Annotated in this window: 14 protein-coding genes and 1 pseudogene; 3 read left to right on the forward strand and 12 right to left on the reverse strand. The window is 73.5% G+C overall.

Annotation, left to right across the window (positions count from 1 at the left end; all coding sequences use genetic code 11):
- From ON36_RS23540 to ON36_RS23555, 4 genes are all read right to left on the reverse strand, one after another.
- A partial coding sequence (locus tag ON36_RS23540; protein ID WP_157224988.1) for a non-ribosomal peptide synthetase occupies window positions 1-6796 on the reverse strand: 6796 nt, incomplete at its 3' end.
- Window positions 6797-7321: 525 nt separating this feature from the next.
- Window positions 7322-9589 carry a polyribonucleotide nucleotidyltransferase gene (locus tag ON36_RS23545; RefSeq protein WP_043657736.1) on the reverse strand — a complete coding sequence of 756 codons (2268 nt, stop codon included), beginning with the start codon at window positions 9587-9589 and terminating at the stop codon, window positions 7322-7324.
- 578 nt (window positions 9590-10167) lie between these two features.
- Entirely contained in the window at window positions 10168-10437 is a 270-nt protein-coding gene (gene rpsO / locus ON36_RS23550; RefSeq protein WP_043657739.1) for a 30S ribosomal protein S15, read from the reverse strand.
- 128 nt (window positions 10438-10565) lie between these two features.
- Window positions 10566-11528: a bifunctional riboflavin kinase/FAD synthetase gene (locus ON36_RS23555; protein WP_052314283.1), complete on the reverse strand. Its 963-nt coding sequence runs from the start codon at window positions 11526-11528 to the stop codon at window positions 10566-10568.
- Window positions 11529-11641: 113 nt separating this feature from the next.
- On the opposite strand from ON36_RS23555, the gene ON36_RS23560 reads away from it, so the two are divergent.
- Window positions 11642-12400 carry a metal-dependent transcriptional regulator gene (locus ON36_RS23560; RefSeq protein WP_043657745.1) on the forward strand — a complete coding sequence of 253 codons (759 nt, stop codon included), beginning with the start codon at window positions 11642-11644 and terminating at the stop codon, window positions 12398-12400.
- A gap of 7 nt (window positions 12401-12407) precedes the next feature.
- Here ON36_RS23560 and ON36_RS23565 read toward each other — a convergent pair whose 3' ends face one another.
- From ON36_RS23565 to ON36_RS23595, 7 genes are all read right to left on the reverse strand, one after another.
- On the reverse strand, window positions 12408-12833 hold the full coding sequence (locus tag ON36_RS23565; protein ID WP_043657748.1) for an EF-hand domain-containing protein: 426 nt from the start codon (window positions 12831-12833) through the stop codon (window positions 12408-12410).
- A gap of 62 nt (window positions 12834-12895) precedes the next feature.
- Window positions 12896-13813, reverse strand: coding sequence for a tRNA pseudouridine(55) synthase TruB (gene truB, locus ON36_RS23570; protein ID WP_043657751.1), 918 nt, complete (start codon window positions 13811-13813; stop codon window positions 12896-12898).
- A complete protein-coding gene (gene npt, locus ON36_RS23575; protein ID WP_043657754.1) occupies window positions 13813-14484 on the reverse strand; it encodes a 4'-phosphopantetheinyl transferase Npt in 672 nt (223 codons plus the stop codon). Before npt ends, truB begins: the two co-directional genes overlap by 1 nt.
- A gap of 28 nt (window positions 14485-14512) precedes the next feature.
- The gene (locus ON36_RS23580) at window positions 14513-15454 is read right to left on the reverse strand and encodes a metallophosphoesterase family protein (RefSeq protein WP_043657756.1); all 942 of its coding nucleotides are present in this window, start codon (window positions 15452-15454) and stop codon (window positions 14513-14515) included.
- Between the two features lie 92 nt (window positions 15455-15546).
- The gene (locus ON36_RS23585; protein WP_052314284.1) at window positions 15547-16890 is read right to left on the reverse strand and encodes an MATE family efflux transporter; all 1344 of its coding nucleotides are present in this window, start codon (window positions 16888-16890) and stop codon (window positions 15547-15549) included.
- Between the two features lie 70 nt (window positions 16891-16960).
- Window positions 16961-17347 (reverse strand): DUF1801 domain-containing protein, encoded by a 387-nt coding sequence (locus ON36_RS23590; protein WP_085999685.1) that lies wholly within the window; start codon window positions 17345-17347, stop codon window positions 16961-16963.
- A gap of 97 nt (window positions 17348-17444) precedes the next feature.
- Window positions 17445-17831 carry a DUF1304 domain-containing protein gene (locus ON36_RS23595; protein WP_043657764.1) on the reverse strand — a complete coding sequence of 129 codons (387 nt, stop codon included), beginning with the start codon at window positions 17829-17831 and terminating at the stop codon, window positions 17445-17447.
- An 84-nt stretch (window positions 17832-17915) separates the two neighbouring features.
- Between ON36_RS23595 and ON36_RS23600 the strand changes: the two genes are divergently transcribed.
- Both ON36_RS23600 and ON36_RS23605 read left to right on the forward strand, forming a co-directional pair.
- Complete coding sequence (locus ON36_RS23600) at window positions 17916-19316, forward strand: 3' terminal RNA ribose 2'-O-methyltransferase Hen1 (RefSeq protein WP_043657767.1); 1401 nt, start codon at window positions 17916-17918, stop codon at window positions 19314-19316.
- A 3-nt stretch (window positions 19317-19319) separates the two neighbouring features.
- Window positions 19320-21845 carry a polynucleotide kinase-phosphatase gene (locus tag ON36_RS23605; RefSeq protein ID WP_043657770.1) on the forward strand — a complete coding sequence of 842 codons (2526 nt, stop codon included), beginning with the start codon at window positions 19320-19322 and terminating at the stop codon, window positions 21843-21845.
- Between the two features lies 1 nt (window position 21846).
- On the opposite strand, the pseudogene ON36_RS23610 reads toward ON36_RS23605, so the two are convergent.
- A pseudogene (locus ON36_RS23610) lies at window positions 21847-22060 on the reverse strand (SAM-dependent methyltransferase); the annotation flags it as partial.

Raw genomic sequence — 22060 nt, forward strand, 5'->3', positions numbered from 1 at the left:
GCCGCCGGCGGCGATCCGCGCGGCGACCAGGTCGTAGAGGGTGGCCGGGCGCCCCGAGGTCGGCGGCGGTGTCCGCGCCGCGCTGCGCGGCGAGCTCGGCGGCCGACAGCAGCGGCAGGTCGCCGACGGGGCGCGCCGGGTCGGCCAGGACCGCGGCGACCAGCCGGTGCAGGCGCTCCGCGAAACCGGCGACGGTCCCGGCGTCGAACAGGTCGGTGGCGTAGACGAAGGCGCCGGTCATGCCCGCGGGCGCGCCGGTGGCGTCCCGGTGTTCGGTGAGGGTCAGTTCCAGGTCGAACTTGGCGACGCCGGTCGGCAGGTCGAGCCCGCCGACGGTGAGTCCGGGCAGCTCCACGGTGTCTGGGGTGGCCTCGTCGAGCGAGAGCATCACCTGGAACAGCGGATTGCGGGCGGTGGAGCGCGCCGGGTCGAGGGCGTCGACGAGCTGCTCGAAGGGGATGTCGGCGTGGCCGAACGCGGCCAGGTCGGTGTCGCGGACCCGGGCGAGCAGCTCGGTGAAGGGCCGCGCGGGGTCGACCTCGGTGCGCAGGACCAGGGTGTTGACGAACATGCCGACGAGGTCGTCGAGGGCGCGCTCGCCGCGGCCCGAGACCGGGGTGCCGACGGCGATGTCGGTGGTCGCCGACAGCCGGGCGAGCAGGACGGCGAACACGGCGTGGGTGGCCATGAACACGGTCACCCCGTGCGCCCGCGCCAAGTCCGTGAGCGCCCGATGCGTGGCGGCGTCGAGGGTGACCGGCGCCAGGGCGCCGCGGCGCGAGGCGATCGCGGGCCGCGCGCGGTCGGCGGGCAGCGCGAGCTCCTCGGGCGCCCCGGCCAGGGTCGCGCGCCAGAACGCGAGCTGCCGGGCGACGGGCGCGTCGGGGTCGGCGGGATCGCCGAGCACCCGGTGCTGCCAGAGCGCGTAGTCCGCGTACTGGACCGCGAGCGGCGCCCACTGCGGGGCGGCGCCGGTGACGCGGGCGGTGTAGGCGGCGAGCACGTCGCGCACGAGCGGACCGAAGGAGAAGCCGTCGGCGGCGATGTGGTGCAGCACCAGGACCAGCGCGTAGTCGGCGGTCGCGCCGTCGACGCGGAACAGGGTGACCCGCACCGGCAGGTCGGTCGTCAGGTCGAACCCGGTGGCCGCGGCGGCGCGCAGGGCCGCGGCCAGGTCGGCCGGGGCGACCACGCGGGGGGTGAGGTCGGCGAGGTCGGCGGGCAGGATCTCGGCGACGGCGGTGCCGTCGACCTCCGGGTAGCGGGTGCGCAGCACCTCGTGGCGGTCGAGGACGTCGAGCACCGCGCGGCGCAGGACGGCGGGGTCGACCTCGCCGGTCAGCCGCACGGCCAGCGGGATGTTGTCGGTGGCCGAGCCGGGGTCGAAGCGGTTGAGGAACCAGATGCGCTGCTGGGCCGGGGACAGCGGCAGCCGCTCGGGGCGTTCCCCCGCGACCAGCGCGGGCCGGGTCGCGGTGCCGCGCAGGCGCTCCGCCGCCGCGGCCAGGGTGTGCACGACGGAGGTGTCGAAGAGCTGGCGCACGGGCAGGCGGGCGCCGAGGTCGGCGCCGATCCGCGCGGTGAGCCGGGTGGCCAGCAGGGAGTTGCCGCCGAGGTCGAAGAAGTCGTCGTCGCGGCCGACCCGCTCGCGGCCGAGGACCTCGGCGAACGCGGCGGCCACGATCTCCTCGGCCGGGGTCCGCGGCGCCTGGTAGACGGCCGCGGCGAACACGGGGGCGGGCAGCGCGGCCAGGTCCAGCTTGCCGACGGGAGTGAGCGGGACGGCGTCGAGGACCATGACCGCCGCGGGCACCATGTGCGGGGGCAGGTGCGCGGCGGTGTGCTCGAGCAGCGCGGCGGTGTCGACCCGCGCGCCCTCGGCGGGCACGACGTAGGAGACCAGCACGGTGGCGCCCGCGTCGGTGCGATGGCCGATCGTGGCGGCGAATCCCACGCTCCCGTGCCGGGCGAGCACCGCGTCGATCTCGCCGAGCTCGATCCGGAAGCCGCGCACCTTCACCTGGAAGTCGTTGCGGCCCAGGTACTCCAGATCGAACGCGCCGTCGCGGCGCACCCAGCGCACGGTGTCGCCGGTGCGGTACATGCGCGCACCGGCCGGGCCGTAGGGATTGGTGACGAAGCGCCCGGCGGTGAGCGCGGGACGGCGGTGGTAGCCGCGCGCGAGCTGCGGGCCCGCGATGTACAGCTCGCCGACGACGCCGGCGGGCACCGGCCGCAGCCGCTCGTCGAGCACGAGTTCGGTGGTGCCCTCCACCGGCGGGCCGAGGGTGATCGGCGTCGCGGCGTCGAGGGGTTCACTGATGTTGGTGACGATGGTGGTCTCGGTCGGGCCGTAGCCGTTGCGGAAGGTCAGGCCCGGGATCGCCGCGGTCCAGCGGGCGACCAGCTCCGGCGGGCACGCCTCGCCGCCGACGACGACCACGCGCAGGTCGGTGAGCCCGTCCGGCCGCACCGTGGCCAGGGCCGAGGGCGTGATGATCACGTGGGTGACCCGCTCGGTGACCAGCAGCTCGCGCAGGTCCTCGCCGCCGTACACGCCCGCGGGCGCGACCACCATGGCCGCGCCTGCGACCGCGGTCAGCAGCAGCTCGGCCACCGAGATGTCGAACGAGGGCGAGGCCACGTGCAGCACCCGCGCGTCCGCGGCCGCCCGGTAGCGGCCCGCCATGACCGGCAGGTAGGCGGCGACGGCGCCGTGCGGGATCACCACGCCCTTGGGCAGACCGGTGGTGCCGGAGGTGTAGATGACGTAGGCGGGGTCCAGCGGGTGCGGGGCGCGACGCGACACCGCGCCGCCCTCGATCGGGCGGAAACCGGCGATCGCGGACGGTTCCCCCGCGCCCTCCGTGTCGGTGGGACCGCCCGCGGGGGCGGGGGTTTCGTCGAGCACGATCCACGACACGGTGCCGGGCAGCGTCGCGCGCGCCGCGGCGACGGTGAGCCCCACGGTGGCACCCGAGTCGGCGAGCATGTGGGCGATGCGGTCGGCGGGGTAGTTCGGGTCGACCGGGAGGAAGGCCGCGCCGGACCGCACGACCGTCCAGACGGCGGTGACCGAGTCGGCGGAGCGCGGGATGCTGACGGCCACGATGTCGCCGGGGCCGACGCCCCGGTCGGCCAGGACGGCGGCCAGCGCGCCGGACAGCGCGTCGAGTTCCCCGTAGGTGCGGGTGCGGTCGCCGTCGCGCAGCGCGATCGCGGCGGGGTCGGCGGCGGCCTCGGCGAGCACGGTGGGCAGCAGGGCGGCGGGACGCGCGTCCGCGCCGCGCACGGCGGTCAGCTCGGCGAACTCGGCGTCCACCAGCAGGGGCAGGTCGCCGACCGGGGTGTGCGGCGCGGCGGCCACGGCCGCGAGCAGTCCGGCGAACCGCCGGGCCGTGGCCGCGACGGTGGACTCGTCGAACAGGTCGGTGGCGTAGGAGAATTCACCGATCAGGCCGGTGTCACCGTCGCGCAGGGTCAGCGAGAGGTCGAACTTCTCGACGTCGTAGGGCAGGTCGACGGCGGCGGCGCGCAGGCCGGGCAGCTCGAAGGCGGTGTGCGGCAGGTTCTGCAGCGACAGCGCGACCTGGAACAGCGGGTGCCGACCGGCCGACCGCGGCGGCGCGAGCACCTCGACGAGCCGTTCGAAGGGCAGGGTGGTGTGGTCGAAGGCGGCCAGGTCGCCGGCGCGCACCCGGGTCAGCAGGTCGGCGAACGGTTCGGCCGGGCGGATCTCGGCGCGCAGGACCGCGGTGTTGACGAACATGCCGACGACGTCGTCGAGTTCGGCCGCGCCGCGACCCGCGACGGGGGTGCCGATCGCGGTGTCCGCGGTCCCGGACAGCCGCGCGAGCAGCACGGCCAGAGCGGCGTGCACGACCATGAACCGGGTCGCGCCCCGGGACGCGGCCACCGCGTCGAGGCCCGCGACCAGGTCGGCGTCGAGGGTGAAGTCCACCCGCCCGCCGTGCAGGGACGCCGTGGCCGGGCGCGGCCGGTCGGTCGGCAGCCCGGTTTCCTCCGGCAGGCCGGCGAGCGCGCCGCGCCAGTAGGCGATCTCGGCCGCCGCCCGCGAGCGCGGGTCCGCCTCGTCGCCGAGCAGCTCGCGCTGCCACAGGGCGTAGTCGGCGTACTGCACCGGCAGCGGCGCCCACTGCGGCGCCGCGCCCGCGCTGCGCGCGAGATAGGCGGCCATGGTGTCGCGCACGAGCGGTCCGGCCGACCAGCCGTCGCCCGCGATGTGGTGCACGACGAACACCAGGACGTGATCGGCGGCGGCGTCCTCGGTGGCGGCGTCGGGCGCGGCGTCCTCGCGTACCCGGTAGAGCCGCGCGCGCAGCGGCGGCGCCGTGGTGACGTCGAAGCCCGCGCCGATCTCGGCGGCGAGGGCGGCGGACAGCCCGGCCGCGGCGACCGTGACCGGCTGTGCCATCGCGGCACCGCCCGACAGCGCGACGGCCTCGTCCACGTCGAGGATCCGCTGGGTGCCGACGCCCTCGACCTCGGGGTACACCGTGCGCAGCACCTCGTGCCTGCCCAGCACGTCGACGAGCGCGGCACGCAGGGCGGGCACGTCCAGCGCGCCGGTCAGCCGCACCGCGATGGGGATGTTGTAGGCGCCGGTGTCCGGATCGAACCGGTTGAGGAACCACATCCGCTGCTGCGCGGGCGAGAGCGGGACGACCTCGGGCCGCGGACCCGCGACCAGCGCCGGCCGGTGTTCGGCGACACCGGCGTCGAGCAGCGCGGCCAGCACCGCCACGGTCGGATGGTCGAAGAACTCCCGGACGTCCACGCGCACACCGGTGCTCGCGTGCAGTCTGCCGACGGCGCGGGTGGCCACCAGCGAGTTGCCGCCGAGGGCGAAGAAGTCGTCGTCGAGGCCGACCTTCTCCACCCCGAGCAGGTCGGCGAACAGGGCCGCCACCGCCTGTTCGGTCGCGGTCTCGGGCTCCCGGTAGGCGACGCTCGCGACCCGGAAGTCGGGCTCCGGCAGCGCCTTGCGGTCCAGCTTGCCGCTGGCGTTGATCGGCATCCGCTCGAGCTGCACCAGCAGCGAGGGGACCATGTACTCGGGCATCGCCGCCGCGGCGTGCGCGCTCAGCTCCACCGGGTCGAGCTCCGCGCCGTCGGTGCTCACCACGTAGCCGACCAGGGCCTCGCCCGCCGCGTGCCGGTGCAGCACCACCGCGGCGTTGCCGACCCGCGGATGCCCGGCCAGCACCGCCTCGATCTCCCCGAGCTCGATCCGCAGGCCGCGCAGCTTCACCTGGAAGTCGGTGCGGCCCAGGTACTCCAGCTCCTCGCTGTGGGGCAGCCGCCGCACCAGGTCGCCGGTGCGGTACATCCGCTCGCCCGCGGCACCGTGGGGGTTGGCGACGAACCGGTCCGCGGTCAGGCCCGGCCTGGCCACGTACCCGCGGGCGAGCTGCACCCCCGACAGATACAGCTCGCCCACCGCCCCGGGGACGACCTCGTCGAGGTTCTCGTCGAGGACGAGCAGCCCGGTGTCGTCGGCGGGGCCGCCGATGGGCACCGAGACCTCGTCGGCCGCGCTCACCTCGTGCGCGGTGACGTCCACCGCGGCCTCGGTCGGGCCGTACAGGTTGTGCAGGGCGGCCGGCGACAGGGCGCGCAGCCGCGCGGCGGTGGCGGCGGGCAGCGCCTCGCCGGAGGCGAAGACCATGCGCAGCGAGGACAGGTCCGCGGGGTCGGCGGCTTCGGCGAGCTCGGCGGCGAAGGCGGCCAGCATCGAGGGCACGAAGTGGGTGACCGTGGCGCCGTGCTCCTCGATCAGCCCGGCCAGGTAGGCGGGGTCGCCGTGGCGGCCGGGTTCGGCGACGACCAGCCGCGCGCCGGTCTGCAGGGGCCAGAACAGCTCCCACACCGACACGTCGAAGGTGTAGGGCGTCTTCTGCAGCACCACGTCGGCGCCGGTCAGCGGGTAGCGGCGCTGGCGCCAGTCCAGGTTGGCGACGATGGCCCGGTGCGCGACCGCCACGCCCTTGGGGCGTCCGGTGGAGCCGGAGGTGAAGATGACGTAGGCGGTGTTGTCCGCCGCGGCGGTCGGCTCGACGGACGGGGCGGGCGCGGTGAAGTCGAGGTCGTCGGTGCGCAGCACGGCGGCGTCGCCGAGGTCGGGTTCGTCGCAGGCGCGAGTCACCACGACCACGGGCCGGGCGGTGTCGAGGACGTAGCGCAGCCGCTCGGCCGGGTGATCGGGGTCGAGCGGCACGTAGGCGCCGCCGGCCCGCACGATGGCGTGCACCGCGACGAGCAGCTCGACGCCGCGCCGCATCGCCAGGCCGACCAGCGACTCCGGCCCGACCCCGAGCTCGCGCAGCCGGGCGGCCAGAACACGCACCCGGGCGTCGAACTCGGCATAGGTCAGGCGCTGGTCGCCGAACTGGAGAGCGACGGCGTCGGGGGTGCGCGCGAGCTGTGCGAGGAAGCGATCGACCAGGGTCGGGGCGGTCACCGGCGGGGCGGGTTCGACGCCGAGGGCGGCCATGGCGTCGGCGGCCAGGCCGTCGAGCAGCCGGCCGAAGGTGCCCTCGGCCGCGTCGACCACGGCCGGGAAGAGCTCGGCCAGCACCACCTGCACGAGCGATTCGGGATCCAGTGCGCCGCCGGTCAGTTCGGCCATCGCGGTCAGCCGGGCGTCCAGATCGGAGTAGGCAACCCGCTCACCGCCGAACTCGACGGCGATCCGCGCCGGTTCCATCATCGCGACCGTCGCCACCAGCGCCGCCAGCTGCTCGATATCCGCGCGCGCCGGAGTGGTGTTGGTCATCGCACCTTGCCTTCCATCCACCGGCCGCAGGGTTTACCGCGCCGCGCGGCCGCGACAAAAATCTCTTGAACGGCCGACACAGGCCGGGGGAACACGGGGGATCGGCCGGACGGGACCTCCACGGGCACCGCGCCCGCTCACCGTCCGCTACAACTCGGTTATCGCCCGAACCTCCATCATCGACCCCGACTCCACACATCCGCGTCCGTAGACGACTGGAAGCGTATGCGTTCCGATAATAAACCGGACCAGATTCCGGCAAAATTGCGGCCGGTCGGGCGGTATTCGGCCACTCAGGGGATGACCCAGCTACCCGGCCGCACACTCGCGGGCAGCACTGTGCGGCCGCACCCTCGGCGGGTGTGCGCCACAACACTAAGCGACCGAACGTTGCATTACCGTTGCATGTCGGTGACGAAGACCACTGTAGAGGTCACGGCCGCGTCGCGGGACCGAAACGCACCGAGCCCCCTGCCCGCCGGTGGCGGACAGGGGGCTCGGAGAAGCCTGCGGGCTATCGGGAGGTCACTCCGCGGCGGCGTCCTCGGCGGGGGCGGCGGCCTCGGCCGACTCCTCCTCCACGGGCACCAGGGAGATCTTGCCCCGGTTGTCGATGTCGGCGATCTCCACGCGCAGCTTGTCGCCGACGTTCACCACGTCCTCGACCTTGGCCACGCGCTTGCCGTTGCCCAGCTTGGAGATGTGCACCAGACCGTCGCGGCCCGGCAGCAGGGACACGAACGCGCCGAAGGCGGTGGTCTTGACGACCGTGCCGAGGAAGCGCTCGCCCACCTTGGGCAGCTGCGGGTTGGCGATGGCGTTGATCGCGTCGATCGCGGCCTGCGCCGACGGGCCGTCGGTCGCGCCGACGAACACGGTGCCGTCGTCCTCGATGGAGATGTTGGCGCCGGTGTCCTCGGTGATCTGGTTGATCACCTTGCCCTTGGGGCCGATGACCTCGCCGATCTTGTCGACCGGGATCTTGATCGCGGTGACGCGCGGGGCGTAGGGGCTCATCTCGTCCGGGGTGGCGATGGCCTCGGCCATCACGTCCAGGATGGTGGTGCGGGCGTCGTGCGCCTGGTTCAGCGCGCCGGCCAGCACCTGCGACGGGATGCCGTCGAGCTTGGTGTCCAGCTGCAGGGCGGTGACGAACTCGCGGGTACCGGCGACCTTGAAGTCCATGTCGCCGAAGGCGTCCTCGGCGCCGAGGATGTCGGTCAGCGCCACGTAGCGGACCTCGTCCTCGCCCTTGTCGTTGGTGACCGTGTCCGACACCAGGCCCATGGCGATACCGGCGACGGGGGCCTTCAGCGGCACACCGGCGTTCAGCAGCGACAGGGTCGAGGCGCACACCGAGCCCATCGAGGTGGACCCGTTGGAGCCCAGCGCCTCCGAGACCTGACGGATGGCGTAGGGGAACTCCTCCTGGCTCGGCAGCACGGGCACGAGCGCGCGCTCGGCCAGGGCGCCGTGGCCGATCTCGCGGCGCTTGGGCGAGCCCACGCGACCGGTCTCGCCGGTGGAGAACGGCGGGAAGTTGTAGTGGTGCATGTAGCGCTTGGAGGTCTCCGGGCCGAGCGAGTCGACCTGCTGCGCCATCTTCACCATGTCCAGGGTGGTGACGCCCATGATCTGGGTCTCGCCACGCTCGAACAGCGCCGAGCCGTGGGCGCGCGGGATCACGGCGACCTCGGCGCTCAGGGCGCGGATGTCGGCCAGGCCGCGGCCGTCGATGCGGAAGCCGTCGGTGAGGATGCGCTGGCGGACCAGCTTCTTGGTGACCGAGCGGAACGCGGCGCCCAGCTCCTTCTCGCGGCCGGTGAAGTCCTCGCCGAGGCGCGAGAGCACCTCGAGCTTGATCTCGTCGATCTTGGCCTCGCGGGCCTGCTTGTCGGCGATGCTCAGGGCCTCGTTCAGCTCGCGCTTGGCGGTGCCCTCGACGGCGGCGTAGACGTCGGCCTCGTACGGCGGGAACAGCGGGAACTCGCCGGTCGGCTTGGACGACAGCTCGGCCAGGTCCTGCTGGGCGCGGCACAGGCGCGCGATGAACGGCTTGGCGGCCTCGAGGCCCTCGGCCACGATCGCCTCGGTCGGCGCCTGGGCGCCACCGTCGATCAGGGCGAGGACGTTCTCGGTGGCCTCGGCCTCGACCATCATGATGGCCACGTCACCGGACTCGGTGACCCGACCGGCGACGACCATGTCGAACACGGCGCCCTCGAGCTGCTCCACGGTCGGGAACGCGACCCACTGGCCTTCGATCAGCGCGACGCGCACGCCGCCGACCGGGCCGGAGAACGGCAGGCCCGCGATCTGGGTGGACGCCGAGGCGGCGTTGATGGCCACCACGTCGTAGAGGTCCTTGGGGTCCAGGCTCAGCACGGTGACCACGACCTGGATCTCGTTGCGCAGGCCGTCGACGAAGGACGGGCGCAGCGGACGGTCGATCAGGCGGCAGGTGAGGATCGCGTCGGTCGACGGGCGGCCCTCGCGGCGGAAGAACGAGCCGGGGATGCGGCCCGCGGCGTACATCCGCTCCTCGACGTCGACCGTCAGCGGGAAGAAGTCGAACTGGTCCTTGGGGTGCTTGCCGGCGGTGGTCGCCGACAGGAGCATGGTCTCGTCGTCCAGGTAGGCGACGACGGATCCGGCGGCCTGCTTGGCCAGCCGGCCGGTCTCGAAACGCACGGTGCGGGTGCCGTAGGACCCGTTGTCGATCAGCGCGACCGACTCGAAGACACCGGGCTCGACCTCCACGGCCGAGGACTTGCGTTCAGTTGTCTGCGTCATATTTCTCTCTCAACCTCTCGTCTCGCCGGCCCGCCCCACCGCTCTGGGACACAGAGCACCTGATGTGGGCGTGCAGCCGGCTGTCGTCAGCCGTACCGGACACGGACACGCGCCGACCCTCCTGGCCGGTCACGCGGCACACCCGGCCGGATCCCCTTGGAAGCGGCGACGCGGAGGCGGTCATCGATCGAAGCCCAGCGGCGGGTGTTCGTCACCCCTGCCGAAAGGCCACTACCGAAGACCGACGCCACGCGGTCGGATGTACACGGCTGTCACATGTTGTAGTGCATCACGGAACCACCCGGCCCCGGAAACACGAATAGCCAACGGGAAGAGTGTACGTCTTCCCGTCGGCTGAACGTTCACCGCCTCGCAGCCGAGGCGGTCACACACCGAAATCGACCTCGCACAGGGGCGTCCCGCCCTGTACGAGCGACCCACCGCGCCCCGACCCCGAGGAGGGGCCGGTTCGCGGCCGGCTCGCCGTCGCGGTGCCGCGGCACCGCGACGAAGGAGCAAGCCGCGACACCGCGACGGCGAGCCACCAGGGGCCGCGAACCCGCGCGCCGGAGGCGCGCCTATCGACGGAGCCCGAGGCGCTCGATCAGCTGGCGGTAGCGGTTGATGTCCTTGTCCGCCAGGTACTTCGAGAGGCGCTTGCGGCGACCGATCAGCGCCATCAGGCCGTGGCGGGTGTGGTGGTCGTGCTTGTGCTTCTTCAGGTGCTCGGTGATGTCGGCGATCCGCTTCGACAGCAGCGCGATCTGGGCCTCCGGGGAACCGGTGTCCGTCTCGTGCAGGCCGTACTCGGCCAGGATCGTCTTCTTCTGCTCGGTGGTCAGCGCCATGCGGCAGACTCCCTTTGTTTCTCAGTCCGCGCTCGAAGGTCCGGTTACCCGGGGGTGGGCGCCGCCGCGGACCGCAGCAGACCCGAGGAGCCATCGTACCGGGCACTTCGCGCGTCCTTCGCGCGGGGTCAGCGGGTGAGGATCTTGCGGGCGGTGGCGACGTCCTCGCCCATGGCCTCGATCAGCGCGTCGATGGAGTCGAACTTGCGCATGCCGCGCAGGTGCTCGACGAAGTCGACCGCGACCTGCTGGCCGTAGAGGTCGGCCTCGCCGTCGAGGACGAACGCCTCCACGGTGCGCGAGCGGCCGGAGAAGGTCGGGTTGGTGCCCACCGAGATCGCGGCCATGGCCCGCTCCCCCGGCGCGACCTCGCCGATGGCGGGTCCCTGCGGGCCGAGCACGGTGAACCAGCCCGCGTACACGCCGTCGGCGGGGATGGCCGCGTGCATGGGCGGGGCGATGTTGGCGGTGGGGAAACCGAGGTCGCGCCCGCGGCCGTCGCCGTGCACGACGACGCCCTCCAGCCGGTGCGGGCGGCCGAGCGCCTCGCTCGCCGCGGCCATGTCGCCGGTGTCGACGCAGGCGCGGATGTAGGTGGAGGAGAAGGTGACCGCGTGCTCGCCGAGCAGCTTGACGCCGTCGACGGCGAAGCCGAACCGCTCGCCGAGCGCGCGCATGGTGTCCACGGTGCCCGCGGCCTTCTTGCCGAAGGTGAAGTTGTCACCGACCACGACCTCGGCCACGCGCAGGCGGTCGACGAGCAGGCGCTCGACGTACTCCTCGGGGGTGAGCTTCATGAATTCCTGGGTGAACGGCATGACGCAGAAGACGTCGATGCCGAGTTCGGCCACCAGGTCGGCGCGCCGGTTGAGCGTGGACAGCTGCGCCGGGTGCGACCCGGGCCGCACCACCTCCATGGGATGGGGGTCGAAGGTCATCAGGACCGCCGGGACGCCCCGGGCTTCCGCCGCCGCGACCGCGCGGCTGATCAGCTGCGCGTGCCCGCGGTGCACACCGTCGAACACGCCGATCGTGAGCACGCAAGGCCCCCACCCGGCGGGCACCTCGTCCAGACTTCGCCACCTCTGCACAGACGCAAAGCCTAGCGGAGTGCGGTGCGGTCACCTCCCGGCAGGCGATCGGAGTCACGGTTCGGGGACCGGCGGCGGGGCGCGCCGCGCACGATGTGTCATTCCGGCCAGGGATGCCTAAGCTCGGGTGTGTGCCCGGTAAACGTGATATCGCCACCCGCCGTGAGCTGGCCGGACCGAGTGACGGCGACACCGGCGCGACCGCGACCATCGCGTTGTCGTCGGTGGCCCAGGACTACCTGAAGGTGATCTGGACCGCTCAGGAGTGGTCGCAGGAGAAGGTCACCACCAAGCTGCTCGCCGAACGCATGGGCGTGTCGGCCTCGACGGTGTCCGAGGCCGTGCGCAAGATGGCCGATCAGGGCCTGGTCTCGCACGCGCGCTACGGGGCGATCACGCTGACCGAGGGCGGCAGGCGGGCCGCGGTGGCCATGGTCCGCCGCCACCGGCTCATCGAGACCTTCCTGGTGAACGAGCTGGGCTACGGCTGGGACGAGGTGCACGACGAGGCCGAGGTGCTCGAGCACGCGGTCTCCGAGCTGCTGATGTCGCGCATCGACGCCAAACTCGGCCACCCGGACCGGGACCCGCACGGCGATCCCATCCCCTCGGCCGACGGCGCCGTACCCACCCCGCCCGCGCGGCAGCTCAGCGATTTCGCGGCGGGCGAGTCCGGCCGGGTGGCGCGGATCTCCGACGCCGATCCGGAGATGCTGCGCTATTTCGATTCGGTGGGCATCGCCCTGGACACCCCGATCGAGGTGATCGAGCGCCGCGACTTCGCGGGCACCATCGCCATCCGGATCGGCGGCGCCGACGGGGGCACCGACCTCGGCAGCCCGGCCGCCGAGGCGATCTGGCTGACCGACTGAGACCTGGTCAGCGGCCGAGGAATTCGAGCAGGTCCCGGAACTCGTCCGGCGAGAGGTAGCCGTCGCCGTCGCGGTCGGCCGCGGCGAGCAGGGCCGCGGCGGGTTCGTCGATCAGGCCACCGCCGACGTGGCGGATCATCGATTCCAGTTCGGCGACCGAGACGCGGCCGTCGCCGTTGACGTCGAAGACCCGGAAGGCGGCCTCGGCGTCGGTGACCTCGAACCGCCCGCCCGCGGCGGTGGCGGCCCGGAACTCCGCGTACGAGACCCGGTGGTCGCCGTCGGTGTCGGCCGCCGCGACCATCCGCTCGATCGCCTCGACATCGGCCGTGCGGCCGCGCGCCCGCACGGTGGCGGCGATGTCGTCGACCGACACCAGCCGATCGGGGTCGGCGTCCCACAGCCCGAAGGTCTCGGCGTGTCCTGCGCTCATCGATCCTTGCCCCTTCCGTCGTCCGCCACTGTACGGCCCGGCATCGCGGGAAACCGGGCGGTTCAGAGGTTGGCCGGGCGGACCACGAACACCGAGGCCGCCCGCTTGCCGCTCTCCTGGAGCAGCGCGATGGCCTTGCCCTCGGGATCGACGGCGGCGTAGACGCCCTTGGTGCCGACGGGTTCGAGCCAGCGGCCGTTGCGCAGGTCGTCGGCCTCGGCGGCGGAGATCTCCCGGACCGGGAAGGCCCGGCGCACCGCCTCGTCCATCCCCAGGCTCAGCAGCGGCCGCTCGGCCTCGGCGGCGGCGGCGAGTTCGTCCAGGGTGCGGGCGTGCTCGAGGGTGAACGGGCCGACGCGGGTGCGGCGCAGCGCGGTGAGATGGCCGCCGACGCCGAGCGCGGCGCCCAGGTCGCGGGCCAGCGCGCGGATGTAGGTACCCGAGGAGCAGTCGACCTCGACGTCGAGATCGACGAAGTCGCCCTCGTCCCGGCGGGCGAGGACGTCGAACCGCGACACCGTCACCGGGCGGGCGGCCAGGCGCACCTCCTCGCCCGCCCTGGCGCGGGCGTAGGCGCGTTCCCCGTCGACCTTGATCGCGCTGACCGTGGCGGGCACCTGCGCGATGTCGCCGGTGAGTTCGGCCACGCGCGTGGCGATCTCGTCGTCGGAGAGGTGGCGGGCCGGGGTGGTGGCGGTGGTCTCGCCCTCGGCGTCGTCGGTGACCGTCGACTGCCCGAGCCGGATGGTCGCGGTGTAGGACTTGGTGGTCAGGATGAGCTGCCCGAGCAGCTTGGTCGCCCGCTCGACCCCGAGCACGAGGACGCCGGTGGCCATCGGGTCGAGGGTGCCCGCGTGCCCGACCTTCTTGGTGCGGAGCAGTTTCCGGGAACGGGCGACCACGTCGTGGCTGGTCCAGCCACCGTCCTTGTCCACGATGAGCAGGCCGCCGAGCGGATCGGCGGGGACGCGCGCGCCCATCAGGCGTGCACGATCGCGGTCAGGATCAGCCCGTCGGCGATCAGCCAGCGTCCGTCGAACGACACCAGCGGGGCGCCGCCGTCGGAGGTCCCGCCGGGAACGAGCAGCTCGCTGTGGAACGTGCCCGAGCCGGAATCGGCGGTGCGCGCCTCGATCTCGAAGGTGATGTGTGCCTCCTCGAAGCCGAGCCAGCGCAGCGTCAGCGGGAACCACGCCTTGTAGGTGGCCTCCTTGGCGCAGAACAGCAGCCGGTCCAGGTGCAGGCCGTCGGCGGGCGTGCCGGCCAGCCAGTCGCGTTCGGCGGGCAGGCTGACCGAGTCGAGCACGCCGTCGGGCAGGGCGCCGTGCGGTTCGGCGTCGATGCCGACCGAGCGGAACCGCAGGGCGTGGCCCAGCACGGCGGCGCGGTAGCCGTCGCAGTGGGTGAGGCTGCCGACGATGCCGCGCGGGAACAGCGGCATGCCGCGCTCGCCCTTGCCGATGGCGACCGGCGGCTCCCCGAGCTGTTCGAGAGCCAGCCGGGCGCAGTGCCGGGCGCCGATGAAGTCGCGGCGGCGCTTCTCCACCGACTTGGCGATGAGATGCTCCTCCGCCGGATGGGCTTTCAGGTCCTCCGGGTACGCCAGCAGCTCGGCCGAGGCCACACCGGTGGGCAGAATGTTCTCGATCATCGCTGCGAAGCCTAGTCGACCGCGCCGGTCACAGTCCGCGCCGCTTGTCGGCCTTGGCGCGCATCTCCGCGGCCGCGGCCTCCATCTCCGGGGTGACCCGGAAGTGCCCGCCCCAGGAGTTCAGCGCGCCGGGGGCGTACTCGGGTTCGGGCAGGATCTGGCGCAGCAGCGGCTCGGGCATGCCGCGGCGCTTCCACTCGCGCGGATAGCCCAGCGACACCTCCTCGTGGCGGACGCCGTCGTACCAGGTGGTGCGCGGGATGTGCAGGTGCCCGTAGACCGAGCAGACCACGTTGTAGGTGGTGTGCCAGTCGGCGGTGAGGTCGGTGCCGCACCACAGCGAGAACTCGGGATAGAACAGGATCTCGGTGGGCTGGCGGACCAGCGGGAAGTGGTTGATCAGGACGACCGGGGTCTCCGGCGGGAGCTGGTCGAGCCTGCGCTGGGTCCACTGGACGCGGGCGTGGCACCAGGCGTCGCGGGTCAGGTAGGGCTCGGGGTGTAGGAGAAACTCGTCGGTGGCCACGACGTTGCGTTCCCGGGCCACGGCCAGCCCCTCGGCCTTGGTCTTCGTGCCCTCGGGGCGCCACGAGTAGTCGTAGAGCAGGAACATCGGCACCAGGGTGACCCGGCCGCCGTACCGTTCGGCGCCCGCGCCCGTCCACACCGGGAACGGGTCCTCGGGGGTCACGACGTCGAGGTCGCGGCAGATCGAGACCAGGTAGTCGTAGCGGGCGGCGCCGTGCATCTGCACCGGGTCCTTGGCGGTGGTCCACAGCTCGTGATTGCCCGGCACCCAGATGACCTTGGCGAAGCGGCCGCGCAGCAGTTCCAGCGCCCAGCGCACCTCGTCGGCCTTCTCCCCCACGTCACCGGCGACGATGAGCCAGTCCTCCGGGGAATCGGGCCGGATCTGTTCGACGACCGGCTTGTTGCCCTGGTGACCGACGTGCACGTCGCTCACCGCCATCAGCTTCGGAATCACATCCTCCACAGTCGCACACCCACGCGCGGCGGGGCACGGGGACCGCACCGCGCGACGTTCCCCGGCCGGGCGGGTGGTCAGGCGAGGCGGGTCGGCACCTCCGCGCCGACCCGGGCCCACTCCCCGGACCGGGCCCGCCACACGACCGCGATCAGGCGGGCCAGCATGAAGGCGACCAGGCCCGACCAGATCCCGCCGATGCCCCAGTCGAAGACCAGCGACAGCCAGATCAGCGGCAGGAATCCGGTGAGGGCCGCGATCAGGGTCGCGGTCCGCAGGAAGGCGGCGTCGCCGGCGCCGAGCAGGACGCCGTCGAGGGCGAACACGACGCCGGCGACGGGGATCATGGCGACGAAGAACCACCACACGACGCCTGCCCGGTCGAGGACGGCGGGGTCGTCGGTGAACAGCCGGGGGATGACGGGAGCGCCGAGGGCGAACACCGCGGCCAGCGCGAGCGCGAAGACCTCCGACCAGGCGGTGACCCGGCGCGCGATGCCTCGCGCGCCGCGCGAGTTGCCCGCGCCGAGCGCCGCGCCGACGAGGGTCTGGGCGGCGATGGCCAGCGAATCCAGCACCAGCGCAAGGAAGTTCCACAGCTGCAGCACGACCTGGTGCGCGGCGACCGAGGCCGCGCCGAACCGGGCGGCGACCGCGGCGGCGGAGACGAAGCACACCTGGAACGAGAGGCTGCGCACGATCAGGTCGCGGCCGAGCACCAGCTGCGCCCGCATCACCGCGGGGCGCGGGCGCAGCGGGACCCGCTCGCGCAGCAACGCGCCGCCGAACAGCGCGCCCGAGACCAGCTGCCCGATCAGGTTGGCCAGGGCCGACCCCGCCAGCTCCAGCCGGGGCGCGCCCAGCCAGCCGAAGACGAGCACCGGGCACAGCACCGCCGACAGGCCGAGTCCCGCGATCACGTACAGCAGCGGCCGTCGCACGTCCTGCACCCCGCGCATCCAGCCGTTGCCCGCCATGGACACGAGGATCAGCGGCACCCCGAACAGCGCGATCCGCACCCAGGCCAGGGCCTCGGCGGCGATGTCCCCGCCGCCGGCCAGCGCCGAGCACACCGGTTCGGCGAACGCCTGGACCACGGCCAGGACGAGCACGCCGATGCCGAGGCCGACCCAGGTCGCCTGCACGCCCTCCGCGACCGCCCCGGCCCGGTCGCCCGCGCCGTGCCTGCGCGCGGCCCGGGCGGTGGTGCCGTAGGACAGGAACGTCAGCTGGGTGCTCACCGAGCCGAGGATCACCCCGCCCACCGCGAGACCGGCCAGGGCCAGCGCCCCGAGCCTGCCGACGACGGCCATGTCGAAGAGCAGGTACAGCGGTTCGGCCACGAGCACGCCCAGGGTGGGCACGGCGATCCCGAGGATGCGGCGCGGTCCCACCTCGGCCACCCGCGGACTCCGCGTCACGTCCCACCCCTTCCACCGGCTCGTGCCGTGATGGTGGCACGGGCCGGTGACATCCGCGCGCGGGGGCCGGTCAGCGCTTCGGCGCGGTGTTCAGGTCCACCGCGGCGCGCACCAGGTCGGCGAGCGCGGCGGTGTCGAGGTCCTCGCCCTCGGCGATGTCGCGGACGCGGCGGGCGTTGCCGTCGAGCCCGGAGTTGAAGAACCCGGTGGGGTCGGGCAGCCGCGCGCCCTTGGCGAAGGTGATCTTGACCTTGTCCTTGTAGGTCTCCCCGGTGCAGATCATGCCGTCGTGGTACCAGACGGGAACGCCGCGCCACTTCCATTCCTCGACCACGTCCGGGTCGGCCTCGTGGATCACCGCGCGGATCCGGGCGAGCAGGTCGCCGCGCCAGTCGCCGAGTTCGGCGATCCGCGCGTCGATCCTGCGCGCCGGGCTGGAGTCGTCCTGGGAAGCCATGGTCACCGCCGCTGGTCCGGGCCGGATGGGTCAGGCCGAGTATGACCGGCCCGGCGTCCGGCGGCGGGGACGGTGGGCCGCCGCGTGTCGGCGCCCGTCACAGCAGCTGGGCGACCACCAGCGCGAGGCAGCCGAGCAGCGGCGGGGTCAGCTGGATCAGCGCGGCCCTGGCCTTGTCCGGGGAGGACAGCAGCAGCACGAGTCCCGCCGCGACCATCGAGCCCGCGCCCGCCAGCACCAGCGCCACGCCGATCGCGGTGTCGCCGAAGGCGACGAAGCCCGCGCCGACCGCGGCGACGACGGCGAGGAACAGGTTGTAGAACCCCTGATTGAACGCCATCTCTCGCGTGGCCTCGGCCTCCGCGGCCGAGGTGCCGAAGGTGGCGCGGGTCCGCGGCTGGGTCCACCGCAGCGACTCCATCACGAAGATGTACCCGTGCAGCAGCACCGCGACCGCGATCAACAGCAGGGCCAGAACAGTCATCTCGTCTCCTCGGGGCCGGGACCGGCATGCGATCCGCGCATTCTCCCCCGGAAAATCGCTGGCGTCGCGTGACACGATCGACGAGTGCTGTTGACGATCTCCACCACCCACTCCCCCGCGACGGATCTCGGCTACCTGCTGGTCAAGCATCCCGACCGCGTGCAGTCGTTCGCGACGACGGGTGGCACGGCGCACGTCTTCTATCCCGAGGCGGACGAGCGGCGCTGCACCGCGGCGCTGCTGCTCGAGATCGATCCCGTCGAGCTGGCCCGAGGGGCCAGGGGCCACCAGGGTTTCGCGCTCGGCCGCTATGTCAACGATCGCCCGTACGTGGCGTCGAGCCTGCTGGCGGTGGCGCTGGGCAAGGTGTTCCGCTCGGCCCTCAACGGCACGAGCCGGGAACGGGCCGCGCTGGCGGACACCGCGATTCCGCTGGAGCTCGCGCTGCCCGCGGTCCCGTGCCGGGGCGGGGCGGCGATCGCGGAGCGGCTGTTCGCCCCGCTGGGCTGGGCCGTGACCGCCGCGCCGCTGCCGCTCGACCCGGCGTTCCCCGAGTGGGGCGACTCGCCCTTCGTGCGGCTGACGCTGCGCGGAACCCTGCGGCTGGCAACGGCGTTGAACCACCTCTACGTGCTGCTGCCGGTGCTCGACGACACCAAGCACTACTGGGTCGCGGCGGACGAGGTCGACAAGCTGCTGCGCGCGGGCGACGGCTGGCTGTCCGCCCACCCCGAACGCGACCTGATCACCCGCCGCTACCTGGCGGGCAGGCACAGCCTGGCCCGGGCGGCGCTGGACCGCCTGCGCGCCGCCGACGACCGGACCGCCGCGCCCGCCGAATCCGCCGAAGAAATCGCCGACCGGGTGGCCGACGCCGAACGCCGCACCCCGCTGGTGCGGCTGCGCCACGCGGCGGTGCTGGCCGCGCTGGCCGAGTCCGGGGCGACCCGCGTGCTCGACCTCGGCTGCGGCCCGGGCAGTCTGCTGCTCGCCCTGCACGCCGACCCCCGCTACACCGAGATCGTCGGCGCCGACGTGTCCGGCGCCGCGCTCGCGGTGGCCGAGCGCCGGCTGCGGCTGGACCGCATGCCCGATCGGCAGCGGGCGCGGATCCGGCTGATCCAGTCGGCGCTGACCTACCGCGACGCCCGGCTGCGCGGTTTCGGCGCGGCGGTGCTCATGGAGGTGATCGAGCACGTCGACGAGGCCCGGCTGCCCGCGCTCGAACGCGCCGTCTTCGCCGACGCCGCGCCGGACGCGGTCGTGGTGACGACACCGAACGTCGAGTACAACGTCCGCTACGAATCCCTCGACGGGCACCGCCACAACGATCACCGCTTCGAATGGACGCGCGCCGAATTCGCCGCCTGGTCCGCCCGGGTCGCCGGGACCCACGGCTACACCGTGGAGATCCGGCCCGTCGGCGACCTCGACCCCGACACCGGCGCCCCCACCCAGCTCGCTTTCTTCCGTAAGGCCGTGTAGCAGATGAACCTCGACATCCCCGACCTGTCCCTGGTGGTGCTGATCGGCATCTCCGGTTCCGGCAAGTCCACCTTCGCGGGCGCGCACTTCCGGCCCACCGAGGTGCTGTCCTCGGACTTCTTCCGCGGCCTGGTCGCCGACGACGAGAACGACCAGTCCGCGACGAAGGACGCCTTCGACGCGCTGCGCCACGTGGCGGCGCTGCGGCTGCGGGCGGGCCGCCGCGTGGTGGTCGACGCGACGAACGTGCAGCGTCACGCGCGCACCGAACTGGTCACGCTGGCACGGGAATTCGACGTGCTCCCGGTCGCCATCGTGCTCGACACCCCCGAGCCGGTCGCGTGGGCGCGCACCGAGGAGCGGCCCGACCGCACGTTCGGCAGGGCGGTGCTGCGGCGGCAGAGCCAGGACCTGCGCCGGTCGCTGCGCGGGCTGCGCAAGGAGGGCTTCCGCAAGGTCCACGTGGTGACCGATCCGGCCGAGGTCACCGTCACCTCCGAGCGCGCCTGGAACGACCGGCGCGAACTCACCGGCCCGTTCGACATCGTCGGCGACGTCCACGGCTGCCGCGCCGAACTCGAGACCCTGCTCGAGGACCTGGGCTGGCGGCTGATCCGCGACGAGCGGGGCAGGCCGGTCGACGCCACCCACCCCGAGGGCAGGCAGGCGGTGTTCGTCGGCGACCTGGTCGACCGCGGCCCCGACTCCCCCGGCGTCCTGCGCCTGGTGATGGGCATGCACGCGAGCGGCGCCGCCCTGTGCGTACCGGGCAACCACGAGCAGAAGCTGCTGCGCAAGCTGCGCGGGCGCGACGTGACGGTGTCGCACGGCCTGGCCGAGACCCTCGACCAGCTCGCGCGGGAGACCCCGGAATTCGTCGCGGCGGTCGCGGGCTGGATCGACGGGCTGGTCAGTCACCTGCGCCTGGACGGCGGCAGGCTGGTCGTGGCGCACGCGGGCCTGAAGGAGTCCTACCACGGCCGCGCCTCGGCGCGGGTGCGCGACTTCTGCCTCTACGGCGAGACCACCGGGGAGACCGACGAGTACGGGCTGCCGGTGCGCTACCCGTGGGCGCGCGACTATCGGGGCGCGGCGACCGTCGTCTACGGGCACGTGCCGACGCCGAAGGTGGAGTGGGTCAACAACACCGTGTGCCTGGACACCGGCGCGGTGTTCGGCGGCGAGCTGACCGCGCTGCGCTACCCGGAGCGGACCTTCACCGCGGTCCCCGCCGCGCGCGCCTACTACGCGCCGGCGCGCCCGCAGGCCGAGGCGGCGCCGCCGCGCGACGACGCGACGCTCGACATCGCCGACGTCACCGGGCGCAGGCACCTGACGACCGGCTACGGCACGGTGGTGGTCGACGCCGAGAACGCCGCGGCCGCCCTGGAGGTCATGAGCCGCTTCGCCATCGACCCGCGGCTGCTGCTGTGGCTGCCGCCGACCATGTCGCCGCCCTCGACCTCGACGGTTCCCGGCTATCTCGAGCACCCCGCCGAGGCGTTCGCCGACTACCGCAGGGCCGGGGTCTCGCGGGTGGTGTGCGAGGAGAAGCACATGGGTTCGCGCGCGGTCGTGCTCGTGTGCCGCGACGCGGCCACCGCGGCGGAGCGCTTCGGCGTGACCGACGGGTCGTCCGGGGCCGTCCACACCCGCACCGGCCGGGCCTTCTTCGACGACCCTGCCCTGACCGAGGCCCTGCTCGACCGGGTCCGCGACGCGGCCGCGCCGCTGTTCGCCGAGCTCGGCACCGGCTGGCTGCTGCTGGACTGCGAACTGCTGCCGTGGTCGGCCAAGGCGACCCCGCTCATCAAGGAGCAGTACGCCGCGGTGGGCGCCGCGGCGACCGCGGCGCTGCCCGCCGCGGTGGCGGCCCTCGCGGCGGGCGCCGCGCGCGGGCTCGACCTGACCGCCCTGGCCGAGCGCACCCGCGACCGGGCGCGCAACGCGGAGGACTTCGTCGCCGCCTACCGCCGCTACTGCGCGCCGACCGCCGGCCTGGACGGGATCCGGCTGGCGCCGTTCGCGGTGCTGGCCGGCGAGGGCGCGAGCTACGCCGCGCGCGATCACGCCTGGCAGCTCGCGGTCTGCGACCGGCTGGTCGCCGCCGACCCGCTGACCTTCCTCGGCACCGACCGCCGCGTGGTCGACCTCGCGGACCCGGCCGCCGAGGCCGAGGCGACGGACTGGTGGCTGAGGCTGACCGAGGACGGCGGCGAGGGCATGGTGATCAAGCCCTACGCCGGCCTGACACACCAGGTCTCGGACCGGCTCGTCCAGCCCGGGATCAAGTGCCGGGGCCGCGAGTACCTGCGCATCATCTACGGTCCCGACTACACCGAACCGGACCACCTGGCGCGGCTGCGCGACCGATCGCTGAGCCGCAAGCGCACGACGGCGCTGCGCGAGCACAGCCTCGGCCTGGCCGCCCTGGACGCCGTCGCCGCGGGCGAACCCCTGTGGCGCGTGCACGCGTTCGTGTTCGCGGTGCTGGCGCTGGAATCCGAGCCGATCGATCCGCGGCTCTGAATCACCAGGCGTAGTAGGAGGCGACCGAGGGCTGCCCGGTGTAGCCGGGTCCGGCGGCGGCGTCGGCGCCCAGGTAGGTCGCGGGCACCGCCGGGACGCGGGGTCCGTCGCCGCGCACCCGGTGCCGCCGCGCGTCATAGCCGAGGCCCGCCGCGCGCAGGGCGGCCACCACCTCGGCGGCGGCCGGGCCGCCGTCGGCGCGGCGGATCTCGGCG

It is taken from the genome of Nocardia thailandica NBRC 100428 (genome assembly GCF_000308795.1).
Classification (GTDB): domain Bacteria; phylum Actinomycetota; class Actinomycetes; order Mycobacteriales; family Mycobacteriaceae; genus Nocardia; species Nocardia thailandica.